The sequence below is a fragment of the Actinomycetota bacterium genome (assembly GCA_040754375.1).
Lineage (GTDB): Bacteria > Actinomycetota > Acidimicrobiia > Acidimicrobiales > AC-14 > JBFMCT01.
This window is the reverse complement of the sequence record JBFMCT010000057.1, coordinates 1-16,659: the sequence shown is the minus strand read 5'-3', so window position 1 is coordinate 16,659 and position 16,659 is coordinate 1. Positions and strand designations below refer to the sequence as shown.

Sequence of the window (16,659 nt, the reverse complement as noted above, 5' to 3'; positions counted from 1 at the left end):
CCGGCCGGCGCGGTCGGTTCCTCGATCGGGATCGGGCATGGTCAGATCGTCCTCCACGGGTCGTGGGGACCCGCGGATGCTGACTGATTCCCAGGCGGATCTCTATCGCGAAGTCAGGCGCAAACCACGCCCGCTCGCCCGCTCGCCCGCTCGCCCGCGAGAGAGAACGAGCCTGTTCAGGCAGTCTAGATCCGGTCCATATTGGCCACGGCGCGTAGCCGTCGGTCTTGACGAAGGCCCCCATCCCAGTCCGGATCCCCACGGTTAGAAGTAGTGGTATCTCCCCCTGGTTGATGCTGATCAGCACCCGCCCCCGTCGCCGCTCGGCGCCGCTCGGCGACGGTGCTGGTTCAGGACCACTCGGGCCCGGCCCGTCGAAGCCACCACGTCGGCGTCCTCGAGGCCAGGCCATGGCCACCGCCGAGGTGGTAGCCGCCTACAGGCGCCTGGCCGGGGCGGGGCGGGGCATGGAGTCCCGTGTTCCGGACATCGGTCGGCGCAGGTACCCGATCATTGACACCAATCAGTCGGGGTACGAGCGGGTGATGCCGAGCAGGCCTACGGGCCGGCCTCGGGCCGCAGGGTGGGGAACAGCACGACGTCGCGGATGTTGGTCGCCCCCGTGACGAGCATGACCAGCCTGTCGATGCCGATGCCCAGGCCGCCCGTGGGTGGCAAGCCGTACTCCAGCGCCCTCAGGTAGTCCTCGTCGACGGCCATGGCCTCCTCGTCGCCGGCGGCCGCCAGGCGGGCCTGGTCCTCGAAGCGGGCCCGCTGGTCGTCGGGGTCGACCAGCTCGGTGAAGGCGTTGCCCAGCTCCCGGCCGGCCACGATGGGCTCGAAGCGCTCGACGTAGCCGGGCCTGGACCGGTGGGGCCGCGACAGGGGCGATACCTCCAGCGGATGATCGGTCACGAACACCGGGCCCCACAGCTCGGGCTCGGTCGTCTTCTCGTAGATCTCCTGCACCAGCTTGCCCGCACCCCAGGCCGGGTTGACGTTGACACCGACGCCCCGGGCGGTGGCCGCCAGCGCGCCGACATCCATCCCCACGTCGACGGTCAGCCCGGTGTGCTCGGCCACCAGGTCGGTCATCGTGGCCCGCGGCCAGGGCGGGGCCAGGTCGAGGTCGCGCCCGGCATAGCTGATCTGCGCTGCGCCGGTCACCTCGGTCACCACGTCAGCCACCAGGTTCTCGCAGATGTCCATCATGTCGTGGTAGTCGGCGTAAGCCGCGTAGACCTCGAGCATGGTGAACTCGGGGTTGTGGCGGGGCGAGATGCCCTCGTTGCGGAACACCCGGCCCAGCTCGAACACCTTGTCGAAGCCGCCGGCCACCAACCGCTTCAGGTAGAGCTCGGGGGCGACCCGCAGGTATAGCTCCATGTCCAGGGCGTTGTGGTGGGTGACGAACGGCCGGGCCGTGGCCCCGCCCGCCAGCGGGTGGAGCACCGGCGTCTCCACTTCGAGGAACCCACGGTCCTCCAGCCAGCGCCGCACCAGGCTGATGACCCGGCTGCGCACCACGAAGGCCCGGCGGGACTCCTCCGACGCCCACAGGTCGACGTAGCGCTGGCGGTAGCGGGTGTCGGGGTCGACGATGCCGTGCCACTTGTCGGGGAACGGCCGGCGGGCCTCGGCCAGCCTTACCCACTCGTCGACGGACACCGAGAGCTCGCCCCGGCGGGTGGTGATCACCTCCCCGGTGACGCCCAACCAGTCGCCGATCGAGAGCTTGCCGAACTCGTCGAACCGGGCAGTGGCGGCCTCGGTGGCGAAGAGCTGGACCCGGCCCGACAGGTCGGCCAGGGTGCCGAAGGCGATGGCCCCCTGGCCCCGGCGCAGCATGAGGCGCCCGGCCACCGACACTCGCTCGCCGGTGCGTGACTCGGGCGCCAGCCCGCCGTGGCGGGCGTGGAGCTCGGCCGCCTGGGCGGTGCGCTCGAATCGGTAGGGGATGTCGCCCGAGCCCCTCATGAGGGCCGGTTGCGCTCGAAGATGAGGCGTAGGCCGTGGAGGGTGAGCCACGGGTCGTGGGTCTCGATCTTCTCCGAGAAGGGAGCGATGAGCTCCCCCAGCCCCCCGGTGGAGACCACCCGGCACGGGCCCAGTTCGTCCTCGAAACGCCGGCACAGGCCGTCGACGGCCGCCCCCGTGCCGTAGAGGGTGCCCGACTGGACCGACTCGACGGTGTTGCGGCCGATGACCCGCCGGGGCCCGGTGAGCTTCACCCTGAACAGGGCCGCGGCCCGGGCGAAGAGGGCGTCGAGGCTCACCTCCACGCCCGGCATGATGGCCCCGCCGAGGTACTCGCCGTCGACCGACGTGGCGTCGACGGTGGTGGCGGTCCCGAAGTCGACGACGATCACCGGCCCACCGTAGAGGTCGTGGGCCCCCACGGCGTTGGCAATCCGGTCAGGACCGACCTCCCGGGGGTTCTCGTAGAGGATCGGCATGCCCGTGCGGGCGCCCGGCTCCAGCACAACCGGGGGTACGGCGAAGTAGCGCTCGGCCATCTCCCGTAGGGCGGCCGTCAGCCGGGGGACGGTTGAGGAGATGACCACGCCGGTCACGTCGCCGAGGGTGGCCGAGCGCAGGTCGAGGAGCTGGCGGACGAGCAGGCCGTGCTCGTCGGAGGTGCGCTCGGAGTTGGTGGCCAGCCGCCACGGCTCCAGGAGTTGATCACCGTCGTAGAGGCCGACCACGGTGTGGGTGTTGCCGGCGTCGATGGCCAGGAGCATCAGCGCGGACCTGGCCCATCGGGGCCCGAGCCGGGCCGCAGGTCGAGCCCGATGTCGAGCACGGGGGCGGAGTGGGTGATGGCCCCCACGGCCACCAGGTCGGCGCCCGCGGCTGCGTAGGCAGCCACGTTGTCGAGGGTCACGCCGCCCGACACCTCGACCAGGCAGCGCCCCGCGACCACGGCCACGCAACCGGCTACCCCCTCGGGGGACATGTTGTCGAGCAGTACCAGGTCGGCACCCGCAGCCAGCGCCTCGGCCACCTGGGCGGCGGTGTCGCACTCCACCTGCACGGTGCGGCCCGGCCACTGCCGGCGGGCGCCGGCCACCGCCTCGGCCACCGTGAGCCCCCCCAGGTGGTTGTCCTTCACCAGCACCCCGTCTGACAGGTTGCCCCGGTGGTTGACCCCCCCACCGGCCCGCACGGCCGCCTTCTCCAGCGCCCGCAGGCCGGGTGTGGTCTTGCGGGTGTCGCGCACCCGGGCGGGCGCGGCCCGGTCGGCGAACCGGCGGGTGAGGGTGGCGATGCCCGAGAGGTGGCTCAGGAAGTTGAGGGCCGTGCGCTCGGCCGTCAACACCGACGCCAACGGCCCCCGCACCCGGGCGACGGGTTCCCCGGCCACGACGAGGTCTCCGTCGGCCGCCGACCACGCCAACTCGATGGCCGGGTCGACCTGAGCGAAGGTCTCGTGGGCCGCCGCCCGGCCGGCCAGCACCCCGGCGGCCCGGGGGACGAGCACGGCGTCGGCCTGGGCGCCCGCGGGCAGCAGGGCCGAGGTGAGGTCGCCCAGGGGGCCCAGGTCCTCGGCCAGGGCCCGGGCCACCACGTCCCCGATCACGACGATGGGCCGGTCACGACGGGTGGGCCGGCCATCACGGGGTGCCAGCGCGGTGGACGAGCCGGTGGCCGAAGGCCGTCGACGTCTCGGGGAAGTCGGTGCGGGTGTGGGCGCCGCGGGACTCCTGGCGGGCAACCGCACTGGCCACCAAGGCACCGGCCACCGTGACCAGGTTGCGCAGCTCCAGCGCCTCGCGGCCGTGGTCGGGCATCCGCTCGGCCACCTCGGCCACGTGGCCGGCCGCCTCGGCCAGCGAGCGGGCGTCGCGCACCACCCCGGCGTGGGCCGTGAGCGAGTGCTGCAGCGCCTCCCTCAGCTTGGCCGCGTCGCCGCGGTCACGGGCACCACCGGGCGGCGCGGCGCCGTGCTCGCGGTCGCCCGCCAGCACCCGCCACCCCCCGGCCCGCAGGGCGCCCGTCTCCTCGCACTCCGACTTACCCGCGAGGATGGCTTCCACCACCCGGGCGGCGAACACCATGCCCTCCAGCAGCGAGTTCGACCCCAGGCGGTTGGCCCCGTGGACGCCCGAGCAGGCGGCCTCGCCCGCGGCCCACAGCCCGGGCAGGCCGGTGGCCCCGTCCAGGTCGGCCAGCACGCCCCCGATCGTGTAGTGGGCCGCGGGTGCCACCGGCAGCCACTCGGACGTGGGGTCGAGCCCGGCCGCGGCCATCGACGCCGAGATGGTGGGGAAGCGGCGGTCGAAGTCCTCCAGGCCGGTGGCGTCCAGCCACAGGTGGTCCACACCCTGCTCGGCCATGCGGGCGGCCATGGCCCGCGAGACGACGTCACGGGGCTCCAGTTCGTCGACGAAGCGCTCGCCGGTGGCGTCCCGCAGGCGGGCCCCGTGGCCCCGGAGGGCCTCGGACAGGAGCGGGCGGGGCATCGAAGGGTGGTGAAGGGCGGTGGGGTGGAACTGGACGAACTCCACGTCGGCCACCGGCACCCCAGCCCGCAAGGCCATGGCCATGCCGTCCCCGGTGGCCTCGGGAGGGTTGGTGGTGACCGCGTAGAGCTGGCCCGCCCCGCCCGTGGCCAGCAGCACGTGGCGGGCGGCCACCGTCTGTTGGAGGCCCGCGGGGCCCACCGCGGACACGCCCCGGCACCGGCCGTCGTCGGTCACCAGGTCGACGGCGAACCAGCCCTCCATCACGGCTGCGGCCGTGGCCCGCACGGCCGCCACCAGCGCCCGCTCGATCTCGGCGCCGGTGGCCGCCCCCCCGGCGTGCACCACCCGGGCCACCGAGTGGCCGCCTTCGCGGGCCAGGGCGAGATCGCCCCCCGCCTCCCGGTCGAACACCGCCCCCAGGGAGATCAGCTCGTGGACCCGGGCCGGGCCCTCGTCGACGAGCACCCGGACGGCGTCGGCGTCGCACAGCCCGGCCCCGGCGGCCAGGGTGTCGGCCAGGTGGAGGTCGGTCGAGTCGGGGTCACCGCCCAGCACGGCGGCAACCCCCCCTTGCGCCCACCGGGTGGTCGCCTGCTCCAGCCGGCCCTTGGTCAGGACCCCGACCCGCATCCCCGGCTGGGAGGCGGCGGCCCGCACGGCGGCCGAGAGGCCGGCCACCCCGCTCCCCAGCACCAACAGGTCGAGGGGCGGCGGGGCCTCCTCACCCACCGAGGGTCACGATCGTCGGGGTGTGGCCCTCCAGTTCGTGTTCGTCGTAGTCGGCGTAGGTGAGGATGATGATGCGATGGCCGGGGTCGACGAGGCGGGCGGCGGCGCCATTCACGCGAACGTCGCCCGGTTCGCCCATGATGGCGTAGGTCTCCAGGCGGGCACCGTTGTCGACGTCGAGCACGGCCACCTGCTCCCACTCGCGGATGTCGGCCTTGTCCATGAGGGCCGGGTCGAGCGAGATCGAACCCACGTAGTTGACGTCGGCCCCGGTGACCACCGCCCGGTGGACCTTGGACTTCAGCATGCGCCGGCGCATCACGCTCCCCCCACGGCCAGGTTGTCGATGAGCCTGGTGGTGCCCACGCGGGCGGCCACCAGTAGCCGGGCCGGGCCTTCGACCCGGTCGAGAGGGGACAGCGTGGCCGCGTCGGCCACCTCGGCGTAGTCGAGACGTACCAGCGGCTCGGCCGCGATGGCGGCCGCCATCAGGCGGCGGAGGCGCTCCCCGTCCCGCTCGCGCGACCGTGCGGCCGTCGCCAGAGCCCGGGGCAGCACGGTGGCGGCCGTGCGCTCGGGCCCGGACAGGTAGGCGTTGCGGCTCGACAGGGCCAACCCGTCGGGGGCCCGCACCGTCGGGCAGCCCACCACCTCGACGGGGAAGGACAGGTCGGCAGCCAGGCGGCGAACGACCAGGAGCTGCTGGTAGTCCTTCTCCCCGAAGTAAGCCCGGCACGGCCCGGCGATGGCGAACAGCTTGGCCACGACGGTGGCCACCCCCGAGAAGTGGCCCGGCCGGGCCGCCCCCTCGAGCAGTTCTCCCAGGCCGCCGCCGACCTCGACCCGCACCACCGGCTCCTCGGCGAAGATCTCGCCCACGGGCGGGGCGAACACCAGGTCGGCGCCCGCCTCCTCGGCCACCGCGAGGTCACCGCCAAGGTCGCGCGGGTAGCGGTCGAAGTCCTCCTTGGGCCCGAACTGGAGGGGGTTGACGAACACGGTGACCACGGTGACCGAGCACTCGGCCGCCGAGCGGTGCACGAGCGACGCGTGACCCTCGTGGAGGGCACCCATGGTCGGGACCAGCCCGACGGTGCCGCCCTCGGACCGGGCGGCATCGAGCTCTTTTCTGACCTGCTCGATGCGGTCGATGACCCGCACGGCGCTTCCTTTCCTACGTTCCGGCCCTGCAGGGGCAGGTGCCGTTCGTGGTCAGAGACTACCCGTGCGGCGGACGCTGCCGGCGGCCCGTTCGAGGGCGCCGGGCGGGACCAGCGCGGGAGCCAGGTCGGCCAGCGGGGCGAGCACGAACCGCCGCTCCCACATGCGGGGATGAGGCACCACGAGGTCGCTCTCGGCCACCTCGACGCCCTCGACCCACAACACGTCGACGTCGAGGGCCCGGGGCCCGTGGCGGGGCTCGCCGGCCCGGTCGCGGGGCCGGCCGGCCTCGGTTTCGAGAGCGGCCCCCAGCGCCAGCAGGTCGCGGGGCGAGAGGGCGGTGGACAGCTCGACCACGGCGTTGAGGTAAGGAGGCTGGCCATCAGGACCGCCTACCGGCTCGGTCTCGTACAGCGGCGACACGGCCACGACGTCAGGCAGGGCGGCCACCGCACCGGCCAGGGCCGCCCGGCGGTCGCCCAAGTTCGACCCGAGCCCGACGAAGGCGCGGCGGCGGCCCACCCGCAGGCGGGCACCGGCGGACGCCAGGTCGGCGGGCACGGGAGGCCGCAGCTTGCGCACCGAGACGGTCACGGCCGCCACCCGGCGGTCGGTGGCCAGCACGGCCTCGGCCACCCGGCGGGCCAGACGTTCGAGGAGCCGCCACTGCTCGCCCGTGACGACAGCCGCCGCGGCCGCCACCAACGCCCCGTAGTCGGCCGTGTCGGCCAGGTCGTCGCTGGCCGCGGCCCGCTCCAGGTCGAGCTCGACGTCGAGGTCGAGCTCGAAGGGCTGGTCCTGGTCCCGCTCCCCGGGCAGTGCCCCGTGCCGGCCCAGGGCCCGCAGGCCCCTCAGCTCGATGCGGTCGATCAGGCCTCTCCCATTACCGGGCCCTTGTCGGCCTCGGCCGGGGGCCGGGCCGGCGGAGGGTTCGACACGGCCAAGGCGGTGGCCACGGCCACCAGTTCCCGGCCCACCGGGCCCATCTGGCGCTGGTTGATCCTCTCCACGATGGAGATGGCCTGGGCCGGGGACTTCACCATCGAGGTCCAGACGAGGTAGCCGGCCACCACGCCCAGCACCCGGTCGCTGAGCTCCTCTTGATGGACCAGCACCTTCCCCCCCGCCCCCAGCCACTCCCAGAACTGACCGTAAAGCCGCCCCAGCACCACCCGGGCATCGTCGTGGGGACCGAGAGGCACGTGCTCGGAGACCACGCCCAGCTCGCTGTAGGCGTAGAGGTTGTGGGTGGAGCCGAGGAGCGAGACCACGCGGCTGAAGCCCTGCTCGCGCAGCCAGATGATCTCCTCCTGGCGCCGCACGCGGCGGTGCGTCCGGGCGTAACCCCCGGGCCGCTCGCTGACGGCCAGACGGTCCTTGATGATCCACGCGAAGTTGCGGGGGACGATGCCGGCGGCCCATTTGCTCTTCATGCTGCTGCTCCTGCCACCAGGCGGGCGGCTTCGACGGTTGCGGGGATGTCGTGGGCGCGGACCATGGCCGCGCCCCTGGTCATGGCCCATACGGCCGTGGCCACCGAGCCCTCCAGGCGGTCGTCCGGAGGGGCTCCGCCGGTGAGGTGACCGATGAACGACTTGCGGCTCGTGCCCACGACCACGGGGAAGCCCTCGGCCACCAGTTCCCCCAGGCGCCCCAGGACCTCGAGGTTGTGGGCCAGCGTCTTGCCGAACCCGATGCCGGGGTCGACCCACACCTCCTTCACGCCGCCGGCCTGGGCGGCCGCCGCCCGCTCGACCAGGAACAGGCGCACCTCCCGGGCCACGTCGCCGTAGACCGGGGACTCCTGCATGGTGCGGGGCTCGCCCTTCATGTGCATGGCCACCCAGGCCACGCCCGCCTCGGCCGCCACCGGCCACAGCGTGGCCGAGACGTCGTTCACCATCGTGGCCCCGGCCTCCACCGCCGCCTCGGCCACCGAGCGGCGCCGGGTGTCGACCGACACCCTGACGTGGGGGGCCAGGGACCGGACCACCCCGACCACGCGGGCCCGTTCGACCTGCTCGCTGACGGGCTCGGCCCCCGGACGGGTGCTCTCCCCCCCGACATCGACGATGTCGGCCCCCTGGGCGGCCATCTCCAAGCCGCGCTCGACGGCCGCGCCAGGGTCGGACCACCGGCCGCCGTCGGAAAAGGAGTCCGGGGTCACGTTGAGGACACCCATCACGAGCGGCCGCATAAGGGCCACCATCGTACCGGGGCGGGGTCCCCGCCCACGGGGCCGGGAGCCACAAGTTTCGTTACGAGATGAGCATGTTGCGGGCGTGGAACTGCGACAACACCACCAGCATGACCCCCGACACGGCCAGGACGGCCCAGCCCACCCGCTTGCGGCCGGCCAGCATGAGGCCGGCCACCACGAAGCACGGGAAGGCGGCCATCGCATAACGGCCCATACCGATGAAGTTCTTGGTCGAGACCGCCGAACCGGCCACCACGGCCAGCGAGTACACGCCGTAGCCCCAGCCCAGACGCCGGAAGACGGCCACGGCCAGGCCCAGGGCTACCGCCGTCGCCAGGAGGGCACCCACCAGGTGCAGCTGGGGAGGGCTCAAGGGCCGGGCCGCGGCCATCTCTTGGAACCAGGAGAGCTTCAGCCACGTCGTCCAGCCCGGGGACTGGCCCCAGCCCTTCTCGGCCTCGATGAACAGCAGGGGCTCCCCGAAGCGGCGACCGAGATAGGCGGCGTAGGCCACCAGGCCCAATGGGGCCAGCAGCAGGCCGGCGTCACGCGCCAACAGCCGGGAGAGATCGAGACGCCCGCCCTCGAGCACGCCCCGGCGCTCGGCCACCCGGGCCCACAGCCCGACAGCCAGGGCCATGCCGACCGGCCGGGTGGCCGTTCCCACGGCCGCCACCAGCCCGGCCAGCACGGTCCGGTCTCGCTCGAGCAGCAGGAAGGCGCCCACGGCCGCCACCAGGAAGAGGGCGTCGGCGTACACCGTGCCGAACAAGTAGAACGAGCACGGGTACAGCGCGAGAGCGGCGAAGGCGTACCGGGCCGCCCGGCGGCCGGCCCGCTCGTAGGCCCATGCGTGGAAGAGCACCAGGGCCGCCAGGCCGCACGCCAACGTGACGGCAAACCCGGATAGGGCGCTGCTGCCGGCGACGGGGGCCAGGGCCCGCACCATCACGGGGTAGGCGGGGAAGAAGGCCACGGGCGACTGGCGCCCGGCGGTGAAGCCGTAACCACGCTCGGCGATGCCCGTGTACCAGGCGCCGTCCCACCACGTGAAGGCCCCTAGCCAGGCCATCCCGTCCGGGACAGGGCCCTGAGGCGTCGGCCGCCCGCCCACCATGGCCGGCGGCCAGTGGAGGTAGGCCGCGATCGAGAGGGCGACAACGGCGGCGGCCACCGCAGCGGCCCCGGCGACCATCAGTGCCGTCTCCCGGTGGGGGCAGCGTCCCTCGCCGCCCCCGGGCGGGCCGGGCGCCGGTCCCCACGGCTTGCGGCGGGACGCCGGAGGCCCCGTCACCGTGCCCGCGTCGAAGCGAGGGGACGTGTACCCGTACACCCTGCTGGCCTCCCGCTCTCGGACTACCTCGCCGTGGCCCGGCGCGGCCACCGGTATCATGCACTCCGCGCCACCCCCACGGGTAGACGCCCCGGACCTCCGGGACAGGTTCGCCGGCGGGCACCAGCGACCGTGACAGGTCAGAGCAGGCACTAGTGGCACCACGCGGAGGACAGAGAGGGCGGTCGGACCGGGGTCGCGGGCACGCCGCGCCGCCGAAGCTGCTGATCGTCAACGCCGACGACTTCGGGCTGACCCTCGGCATCTCCGAGGGGATCCTGCGCGCCCACGAGCAGGGGATCGTGACCTCGACCTCCGTGCTGGCCATCGGGCCGGCCTATCCCAAGGTCACCGACCGCCTGGCCGACCACCCCGAACTGGGCATAGGCGTCCACCTGGCGGCCGTGGGCGAGGACCCGCCCCTCCTGTCGCGCTCGGAGGTGCCGTCGCTGTTCGACCGCCACGGCCGGCTCCCCGAGACCTGGTCCCGCTTCTTGGCCCGGACGGTCGCCGGGAGGGTCGACCCCGACGACGTCCGGCGGGAGTTCCATGCCCAGCTCGAGGCCGTCGCCGAACTGGGGCTGCCCATCACCCACCTCGACGCCCACCAGCACCTGCACCTGTGGCCGCCGGTGCGCCGCGTGGTGCTCGACCTCGCCCGCGAGCACGCCGTGCCGGCCGTGCGCGTGCCCCGCCTGGCCAAGGCCAGCCTCGTCGGAGTTGGGGTCAGCGTGCTCGGGCGCCGGCTGGCGGCCGAGGCCGGGCGGGCGGGCATCGCCCATCCGGCTGACGCCATCGGCATCGAGGTGGCCGGCCAGCTCGACCACGCCCGGCTGGCGTCGGCGCTCGCCCGGCTGGCCTCCCGGGGGGCGCCGTCGGCCGAGCTGACCGTCCACCCGGGCGAACCCGACGATCCCGACCGGGCCCGCTACCGGTGGGGTTACGGCTGGCACCGCGAGCTCGAAGCCCTCACCAGCGACGCCGCCCGGGCCTCGGTGACGGCCCACGGCTACCGCCTCGGGACCTACGCCGACCTGGTCCGGTCGCCCGAGCCCGGCCCTCGGTGAGCGCCGGGCCCCTGGCCCTCTACCGGGGGGCGCCCCTCGGAGCTCGTGTGCACGTCCGGGGCCGGTGGCTCACCTGCCCCTTCCCCCGCATCGAACGGGCCGTGCCCGCCTACGGGCGGGTCTTGGAGGTCGGCTGTGGCTACGGGCTCTTCTCGACCTACCTGGCCCTACGGGAGCCGGGACGGGAGGTCGTCGGGGTGGACATCGACCAAGCCAAGATCGAGGTGGCGACGGCCGTTGCCGGCGGCATCGGAGGCGGCGCCGGCAGGAGGGTGGTGTCTAGACCCGCTTTCGGCGGGCGACCGCCCGCTTCGCGGCTCGGCGGTATCACAAAGGTGCTGGTGGGGGGTAGGTCGGCCGCCTCGGCGCGCCGCGCCGAACCCGAAAGACACCAGCCTCCTAGGTGCCAGTTCGAACTGGCGCCGTCCGGTCACGTGCCCCCCGGGCCGTGGGACGCGGTGGCCATCGTCGACGTCCTCTACCTGCTGGAGGAGGCCGACCAGAAATCACTGGTGGAGACCTGTGCCGCCGCCCTGGCGCCCGGGGGGGCCCTGGTGCTCAAGGAGATGGGGACGGCCCCGGCCTGGAAAGCCCGCTGGAACAAGGCCCAGGAGACCGTGTCGGTCCGCGCCCTGAAGATCACCGCCGGAGACCGCCTGACGTTCGTGGCCCCCGAGGAGATGGGCCGGTGGATGAACGAGGCCGGCCTTTCGGTCAGCCACCACCCGATAGGGCGGCGCTACCCCCACCCCCACCATCTGATCGTGGGCCGCCGGCCCCCCGGCGAGGGAGCTACCGGCGGATGAAGTCGAGGGCCTCGTTGCGGGTAGCCGGGTTGTCCCGGAACAACCCACGGACAGCCGAGGTGATCGTCACCGCTCCCGGCTTCTGGACGCCCCGCATCGACATGCACAGGTGCTCAGCCTCGATGACGACCAGCACGCCGCGCGGCGCCAGGGTGCGGTCCATCTCGTCCGCGATCTGGGTGGTGAGCCGTTCCTGCACCTGGGGGCGGCGGGAGTAGGACTCGACCAGGCGGGCGATCTTGGACAGGCCGGTGATCCGCCCGTCGGGGTTCGGGATGTAAGCCACGTGGGCCTTGCCGACGAACGGGACGAGGTGGTGCTCGCACATGCTGTAGAGCGGGATGTCCTTGACCATGACCATCTCGTCGTGGTCGGCCGCGAACGTCACCGACAGGTGTTGCTCGGGAGCGTCGTGGAGCCCGGAGAAGACCTCGGCGTACATGGCCGCCACCCGGTAGGGCGTCCGAACGAGGCCGTCGCGGTCGGGGTCCTCCCCCACGGCCTCGAGGATCTCCCGGACGGCCCGCTCGATCCGGGCCCGATCGACTGCCATCGCCCGTGACCCTACATCCACGGTCTCGCCTGCGAGCCGGGGTATAAATCAGGCGACAGGGGGTCCACGCGCCGAGTACGGCGGACACTCGGCGCGGGACCCAACCCCCACTTTAGACTGTCGATGTGGAATGTCAAGTCGCCGCCTCACCGTCCAAGCGCACATCAAACCGCTGAACCCTACCGGGGCGTCCATCCTGGGGTTTCTCCACCGCGGGCCGCTGACGGGCTGGGACATCGCCCGCATGGCCGAGATGGTGATCGGCGACTTCTGGAACGTAACGGCCAGCCAGGTCTACCGGGAGTTGCGCGCCTTGGAGACGATGGGCATGGTCGAAGCGGGCGCCACCGGCACCCGCGCCCGCCGCCCCTACACGATCACCGACGACGGCCGGGCTGCCTTCACCACCTTCATCCACCAGGAGCCGGGTGCCGACCTCCTGCGCTCTCCGCTACTGCTCATGGTCTTCTTCGGCCGCCACCTCGACCCCGTCTACTTCGACCGGTTCCTGGCCATCCACCGCCTCCGCCACGAGCAGGCCCTCGACTCCTACAAGCGGGTACGGGCGACGGTCGACCCCGCCGAAGTCGACATCCTCAACATCCTGGAATACGCCGTCCTGCACGAAGAGGCCGTCCTGGCCTGGTTCGAGTGGATGGCCGACCGCAAGCCGGGGGCGGGAGGCCGGGGGCCGGCTACTGCCTGACCGGGCGCACCCGGCGGGGGTCGGCCGTGCCCCGGACCGGACGTTTGGGCACGTCGGCCATGATCGCGTTGACCTCGGGGGTGTCGAGGGTCTCCTTCTCGACCAGGGCGTCGGCCAGGCGGTCGAGGGTCTTGCGGTGGGCCACCAGGATCTCACGGGCTTCGTCGTGGGCCTCGTCGATGAGCCGGCGGACCTCCTCGTCGATCCGGGCGGCCACGTGGTCGGAGTAGTTGGCCTGGTGCCCGAGGTCGCGGCCCAGGAACACTTCCGAGCTCTTCTGGCCGAGCTGCTGGGGGCCGATCTCGTCGGACATGCCGTACTCGGTGACCATGGCCCGAGCGATGGCCGTCGCCTTCTCGATGTCGTTCTGCGCACCCGTCGTGGGGTCCTGGAAGATCAGCTCCTCGGCCGTACGCCCGCCGAGCAGCATGGCCAACTGGTCCCGAAGCGCCGACCGTGTGGTGAGGTACTTGTCCTGCTCGGGCAGGGCCAGCGTCCAGCCCAGGGCCCGGCCCCGGGAGATGATCGACACCTTGTGGATGGGGTCGGCGTGGGGCAGGGCGTGGCCCACCAGGGCGTGGCCGCCCTCGTGGTAGGCGATGACCCGCTTCTCCTCCTCGCTGATCAGCCGTGACTTGCGCTCGGGGCCGGCGATCACCCGGTCGATGGCCTCCTCGAGTTGGGGCATGCCGATCTCCCCGAAACCCCGCCGAGCGGCCAGCAGGGCGGCCTCGTTCATCAGGTTGGCCAGGTCGGCGCCCGTGAACCCGGGTGTGCGGCGGGCCAGCACCTCGATGTCGATCCCCTTGGCCAGGGGCTTGGACCGGCCGTGGACGTTGAGAATGGCCTTGCGCCCCTCGAGATCGGGACGGTCAACCACGATCTGGCGGTCGAAACGGCCGGGGCGCAGTAGGGCCGGGTCGAGGATGTCCGGGCGGTTGGTGGCCGCGATCAGGATCACGCCCGCCCGCGTGTCGAACCCGTCCATCTCGACCAGGAGCTGGTTGAGGGTCTGCTCGCGCTCGTCGTGACCTCCGCCCAACCCGGCGCCCCGGTGCCGCCCGACGGCGTCGATCTCGTCGACGAAGACGATGGCCGGGGCCGACGCCTTGGCCTGCTCGAACAGGTCCCGCACCCGGCTGGCGCCCACGCCCACGAACATCTCGACGAAATCGGAGCCTGAGATCGAGAAGAAGGGCACGCCGGCCTCGCCGGCCACGGCCCTCGCCAGCAGGGTCTTGCCGGTGCCCGGGGGGCCAAACAGGAGCACACCCTTGGGGATCTTGGCCCCCATGGCCAGGAACTTGGCCGGGGCCTCCAGGAACTCCTTGATCTCCTGGAGCTCCTCGACGGCCTCGTCGGAGCCGGCCACGTCGGCGAACGTGACCTTGGGCTGGTCCTTGGAGACCTGGCGGGCCTTGGCCTTGCCGAACTGCATGACCCGGCTGCCGCCACCCTGCATGCTGTTCATGACGAACAGGAACACGCCGACGAGCAGCACGAACGGGAGCAGCGTCTGGACGAGGACCCACCACACCGGGTCCTTCTGGTGGTCGACGTCGATCTCGACCCCGGTGGCCCGCAGTGACTCCATCAGGGCGGGCGAGTCCTCTTTGACGTAGGCCGTACGGAACTTGGTGCCGTCTTTCAGCTCGCCCGTGATGCTGCCGTCGCGGTCGGCGATGGTGGCCGACTCCACCGCGCCCTCGGCCACTCGCCGCTCGAACTCGTCGAGGCGGTATGTCTCCCGCCCGCCGTCGCCCCGAAAGGCGTTGAAGGCAACGACGACCACCACCAGCCCGACCACCACCCAGAACGGGACGCGCCGGACCAGCTTCTTCACGCGCATGTCCTCACGAGGGGCCAGGGTACCCGGCCTCGATCCCTATCGGGCCCCGGGGTCAGCCGGTGGGGGGGCTGGTCTCGCCTGAGTAGACGCACACGAACGGCAGGTTGCGGTACTGCTCGTAGGCATCAAGGCCGTAGCCGATCACGAAGTCGGCCGGGATCCGGAAGCCGACATAGCGCAGCGCCGGCTCCTTGCGCTGCTGACCCTCGCGCACGAGCAGGGCGCAGACCTCCAAGGACGCCGGGCCGCGGGCCAGCAGGTTGCGGCGCAGGTAGCTGAGGGTCAGCCCGCTGTCGATGATGTCCTCCACGAGGATGACATGGCGCCCGCTCAGGTCGAGGTCGAGGTCTTTCACGATGCGGACGACGCCGCTCGTCTGGGTGGCACTGCCGTAGGACGACACGGCCATGAAGTCGAACTCGACGGGAAGGTCGATGGCCCGCGCCAAGTCGCTCATGAACATGAACGCCCCCTTGAGCACACCGACCAGCAGCGGGGCGCGGTCGCTGTAGTCGGCGGTGATCTCCTTGCCCAGCTCGGTGACCCGCGCCCGCAGCTCCTCCTCGCTGACCACGACCGGTCCGATGTGGGGATTGGCGGCGGGGGCTCCGTCGAGGGACATCGGCCGTCACCGTAGACGGCTGGGCCGTCCCGTACGAGCCGGCAGGGGCGGGCCCTGGTCAGTCGCGCTCGACATGGAGCCGCTGGCGGCTTCGCCGCGCCCGGCGGCCGCCGCCCACGTCCGTCGCCTGAGCCTCGCCCCGGGCCACGGCCAGCACCCGCTCCACGGTGGCCAGGTCGACGGGGTGCTCGCCCCCCAGCCACCGGCGCACGGCCCGGCGGGCCAGCGCCGGCGGCGCCTCAGCCAAGGCCACGGCGTCGGTCGGGTCGAGCTCGGCGGCCAGCGAGCCGAGGAAGGCGGCTTCGTCACGTAGAACGGAGGCTTGGCGGACCAGCACGGGAACGACATCGCGCTCGGCGATGGACTCCAACAGGGGAAGTAGCTCGGCCCGCACGCGGTTGCGCCGGTGCCGAGGGTCGTCGTTGGACGGGTCCTCGACCGGCACGAGGCCCACCGATCGGCACAGGTCCCTGGTCTCCCGGCGCCGCACGCCGAGCAGAGGATGGCGGGACGGGGCCATGCCGGCCAGGCCGTCGAGGCCGGCCCCCCGCATGAGGTTGAGCAGGACCGTCTCGGCCTGGTCGTCGGCCGTGTGGCCCGTGAGCACGCCGGGCGGGAGGGCACCGTAGCGAGCCGCCCGGGCCCGGGCTTCGAGGTTAGGGCCGGGCCCGACGACTACCCGTTCTGACCGGAAGGCGGCCCCGAACCGGTCGGCGGCGGCGGCCACCACGTCGGCTTCGGAGGCTGAACCCGGGCGGAGCCCGTGGTCGACGTGGACGGCCGTCACCCGGCACCCGGCGGCCACCGCCAACACCAGAAGGGCCAGCGAGTCCGCCCCGCCGGAAACGGCACAGGCGACCTCGGTGCCCGGCGCTGGGAACGAGCAGCGGGCCAGAAGGTCGGCCGGCACCAAACCTTGGACGTCCACTCGTCCCCAGGCTAGGGCGCTGGCAGACCGCGGAACGGGCGGTGGCCCGGAGGCCACCGCCCGTTCCGAAGCGGGTCGATCAGTGCTCGCTCAGAACACGTTGCAGCCGGGGGGAGCCGGCGGCAGGACCCCAGGCAGGATCTGGCCGATCAGGTCGAGAGCCGTGCCCACCGTGCCCAGGAGGCCACCGCTGGGGCTGGCCACGGCACAGTTGATGGAGTTGACGTGAGTGTGGATGT

17 protein-coding genes are annotated in these 16,659 nt (G+C 72.8%); 3 read left to right on the top strand and 14 right to left on the bottom strand.

All coding sequences use genetic code 11. From position 1 onward, the window contains the following. Window positions 1–558: 558 nt before the first annotated feature. From lysS to AB1673_16100, 10 genes are all read right to left on the bottom strand, one after another. Window positions 559–1,977, bottom strand: a complete 1,419-nt coding sequence (lysS, locus tag AB1673_16145) for a lysine--tRNA ligase (GenBank protein MEW6155495.1) — start codon at window positions 1,975–1,977, stop codon at window positions 559–561. Next, on the bottom strand, window positions 1,974–2,741 hold the full coding sequence (locus AB1673_16140) for a type III pantothenate kinase (protein ID MEW6155494.1): 768 nt from the start codon (window positions 2,739–2,741) through the stop codon (window positions 1,974–1,976). Before AB1673_16140 ends, lysS begins: the two co-directional genes overlap by 4 nt. Next, entirely contained in the window at window positions 2,741–3,580 is an 840-nt protein-coding gene (nadC, locus tag AB1673_16135) for a carboxylating nicotinate-nucleotide diphosphorylase (protein ID MEW6155493.1), read from the bottom strand. Before nadC ends, AB1673_16140 begins: the two co-directional genes overlap by 1 nt. 34 nt (window positions 3,581–3,614) lie before the next feature. Continuing rightward, window positions 3,615–5,195 carry an L-aspartate oxidase gene (gene nadB, locus AB1673_16130; protein ID MEW6155492.1) on the bottom strand — a complete coding sequence of 527 codons (1,581 nt, stop codon included), beginning with the start codon at window positions 5,193–5,195 and terminating at the stop codon, window positions 3,615–3,617. Next, complete coding sequence (panD, locus tag AB1673_16125; GenBank protein MEW6155491.1) at window positions 5,188–5,514, bottom strand: aspartate 1-decarboxylase; 327 nt, start codon at window positions 5,512–5,514, stop codon at window positions 5,188–5,190. Before panD ends, nadB begins: the two co-directional genes overlap by 8 nt. Continuing rightward, the gene (panC, locus tag AB1673_16120; GenBank protein MEW6155490.1) at window positions 5,514–6,347 is read right to left on the bottom strand and encodes a pantoate--beta-alanine ligase; all 834 of its coding nucleotides are present in this window, start codon (window positions 6,345–6,347) and stop codon (window positions 5,514–5,516) included. Before panC ends, panD begins: the two co-directional genes overlap by 1 nt. Before the next feature lie 60 nt (window positions 6,348–6,407). Next, window positions 6,408–7,211, bottom strand: a complete 804-nt coding sequence (gene folK / locus AB1673_16115) for a 2-amino-4-hydroxy-6-hydroxymethyldihydropteridine diphosphokinase (GenBank protein ID MEW6155489.1) — start codon at window positions 7,209–7,211, stop codon at window positions 6,408–6,410. 14 nt (window positions 7,212–7,225) lie between these two features. Further along, window positions 7,226–7,789, bottom strand: coding sequence for a hypothetical protein (locus AB1673_16110; protein ID MEW6155488.1), 564 nt, complete (start codon window positions 7,787–7,789; stop codon window positions 7,226–7,228). Next, entirely contained in the window at window positions 7,786–8,553 is a 768-nt protein-coding gene (folP, locus tag AB1673_16105; protein MEW6155487.1) for a dihydropteroate synthase, read from the bottom strand. Before folP ends, AB1673_16110 begins: the two co-directional genes overlap by 4 nt. Before the next feature lie 61 nt (window positions 8,554–8,614). Next, window positions 8,615–9,940, bottom strand: coding sequence for a hypothetical protein (locus AB1673_16100; GenBank protein MEW6155486.1), 1,326 nt, complete (start codon window positions 9,938–9,940; stop codon window positions 8,615–8,617). A gap of 104 nt (window positions 9,941–10,044) precedes the next feature. On the opposite strand from AB1673_16100, the gene AB1673_16095 reads away from it, so the two are divergent. Both AB1673_16095 and AB1673_16090 read left to right on the top strand, forming a co-directional pair. Continuing rightward, window positions 10,045–10,956 carry a ChbG/HpnK family deacetylase gene (locus AB1673_16095; protein ID MEW6155485.1) on the top strand — a complete coding sequence of 304 codons (912 nt, stop codon included), beginning with the start codon at window positions 10,045–10,047 and terminating at the stop codon, window positions 10,954–10,956. Then, window positions 10,953–11,762 (top strand): class I SAM-dependent methyltransferase, encoded by an 810-nt coding sequence (locus AB1673_16090; protein MEW6155484.1) that lies wholly within the window; start codon window positions 10,953–10,955, stop codon window positions 11,760–11,762. The genes AB1673_16095 and AB1673_16090 overlap by 4 nt, the downstream gene beginning before the upstream one ends. On the opposite strand, the gene folE is transcribed toward AB1673_16090, so the two are convergent. Then, window positions 11,749–12,315: a GTP cyclohydrolase I FolE gene (folE, locus tag AB1673_16085; protein MEW6155483.1), complete on the bottom strand. Its 567-nt coding sequence runs from the start codon at window positions 12,313–12,315 to the stop codon at window positions 11,749–11,751. The two genes, AB1673_16090 and folE, sit on opposite strands and share 14 nt — an antisense overlap. 130 nt (window positions 12,316–12,445) lie before the next feature. On the opposite strand from folE, the gene AB1673_16080 reads away from it, so the two are divergent. Continuing rightward, a complete protein-coding gene (locus AB1673_16080; GenBank protein MEW6155482.1) occupies window positions 12,446–13,021 on the top strand; it encodes a helix-turn-helix transcriptional regulator in 576 nt (191 codons plus the stop codon). Here AB1673_16080 and ftsH read toward each other — a convergent pair. From ftsH to tilS, 3 genes are read right to left on the bottom strand one after another with little or no spacing between them, the layout of a single operon-like run. Then, complete coding sequence (ftsH, locus tag AB1673_16075) at window positions 13,011–14,870, bottom strand: ATP-dependent zinc metalloprotease FtsH (GenBank protein ID MEW6155481.1); 1,860 nt, start codon at window positions 14,868–14,870, stop codon at window positions 13,011–13,013. The genes AB1673_16080 and ftsH overlap by 11 nt on opposite strands. A 52-nt stretch (window positions 14,871–14,922) precedes the next feature. Continuing rightward, entirely contained in the window at window positions 14,923–15,492 is a 570-nt protein-coding gene (gene hpt / locus AB1673_16070; GenBank protein MEW6155480.1) for a hypoxanthine phosphoribosyltransferase, read from the bottom strand. Window positions 15,493–15,550: 58 nt separating this feature from the next. Further along, window positions 15,551–16,420 (bottom strand): tRNA lysidine(34) synthetase TilS, encoded by an 870-nt coding sequence (gene tilS / locus AB1673_16065; GenBank protein MEW6155479.1) that lies wholly within the window; start codon window positions 16,418–16,420, stop codon window positions 15,551–15,553. Window positions 16,421–16,659 lie beyond the last annotated feature (239 nt).

Bases quoted from the DNA above. Each gene is read 5' to 3' on its own strand.
- lysS (MEW6155495.1), bottom strand. From the start codon at position 1,977: ATGAGGGGCTCGGGCGACATCCCCTACCGATTCGAGCGCACCGCCCAG.
- ftsH (MEW6155481.1), bottom strand. From the start codon at position 14,870: ATGCGCGTGAAGAAGCTGGTCCGGCGCGTCCCGTTCTGGGTGGTGGTC.
- panD (MEW6155491.1), bottom strand. From the start codon at position 5,514: ATGCGCCGGCGCATGCTGAAGTCCAAGGTCCACCGGGCGGTGGTCACC.
- folE (MEW6155483.1), bottom strand. From the start codon at position 12,315: ATGGCAGTCGATCGGGCCCGGATCGAGCGGGCCGTCCGGGAGATCCTC.
- AB1673_16110 (MEW6155488.1), bottom strand. From the start codon at position 7,789: ATGAAGAGCAAATGGGCCGCCGGCATCGTCCCCCGCAACTTCGCGTGG.
- hpt (MEW6155480.1), bottom strand. From the start codon at position 15,492: ATGTCCCTCGACGGAGCCCCCGCCGCCAATCCCCACATCGGACCGGTC.
- folP (MEW6155487.1), bottom strand. From the start codon at position 8,553: ATGCGGCCGCTCGTGATGGGTGTCCTCAACGTGACCCCGGACTCCTTT.
- AB1673_16080 (MEW6155482.1), top strand. From the start codon at position 12,446: ATGTCAAGTCGCCGCCTCACCGTCCAAGCGCACATCAAACCGCTGAAC.
- AB1673_16140 (MEW6155494.1), bottom strand. From the start codon at position 2,741: ATGCTCCTGGCCATCGACGCCGGCAACACCCACACCGTGGTCGGCCTC.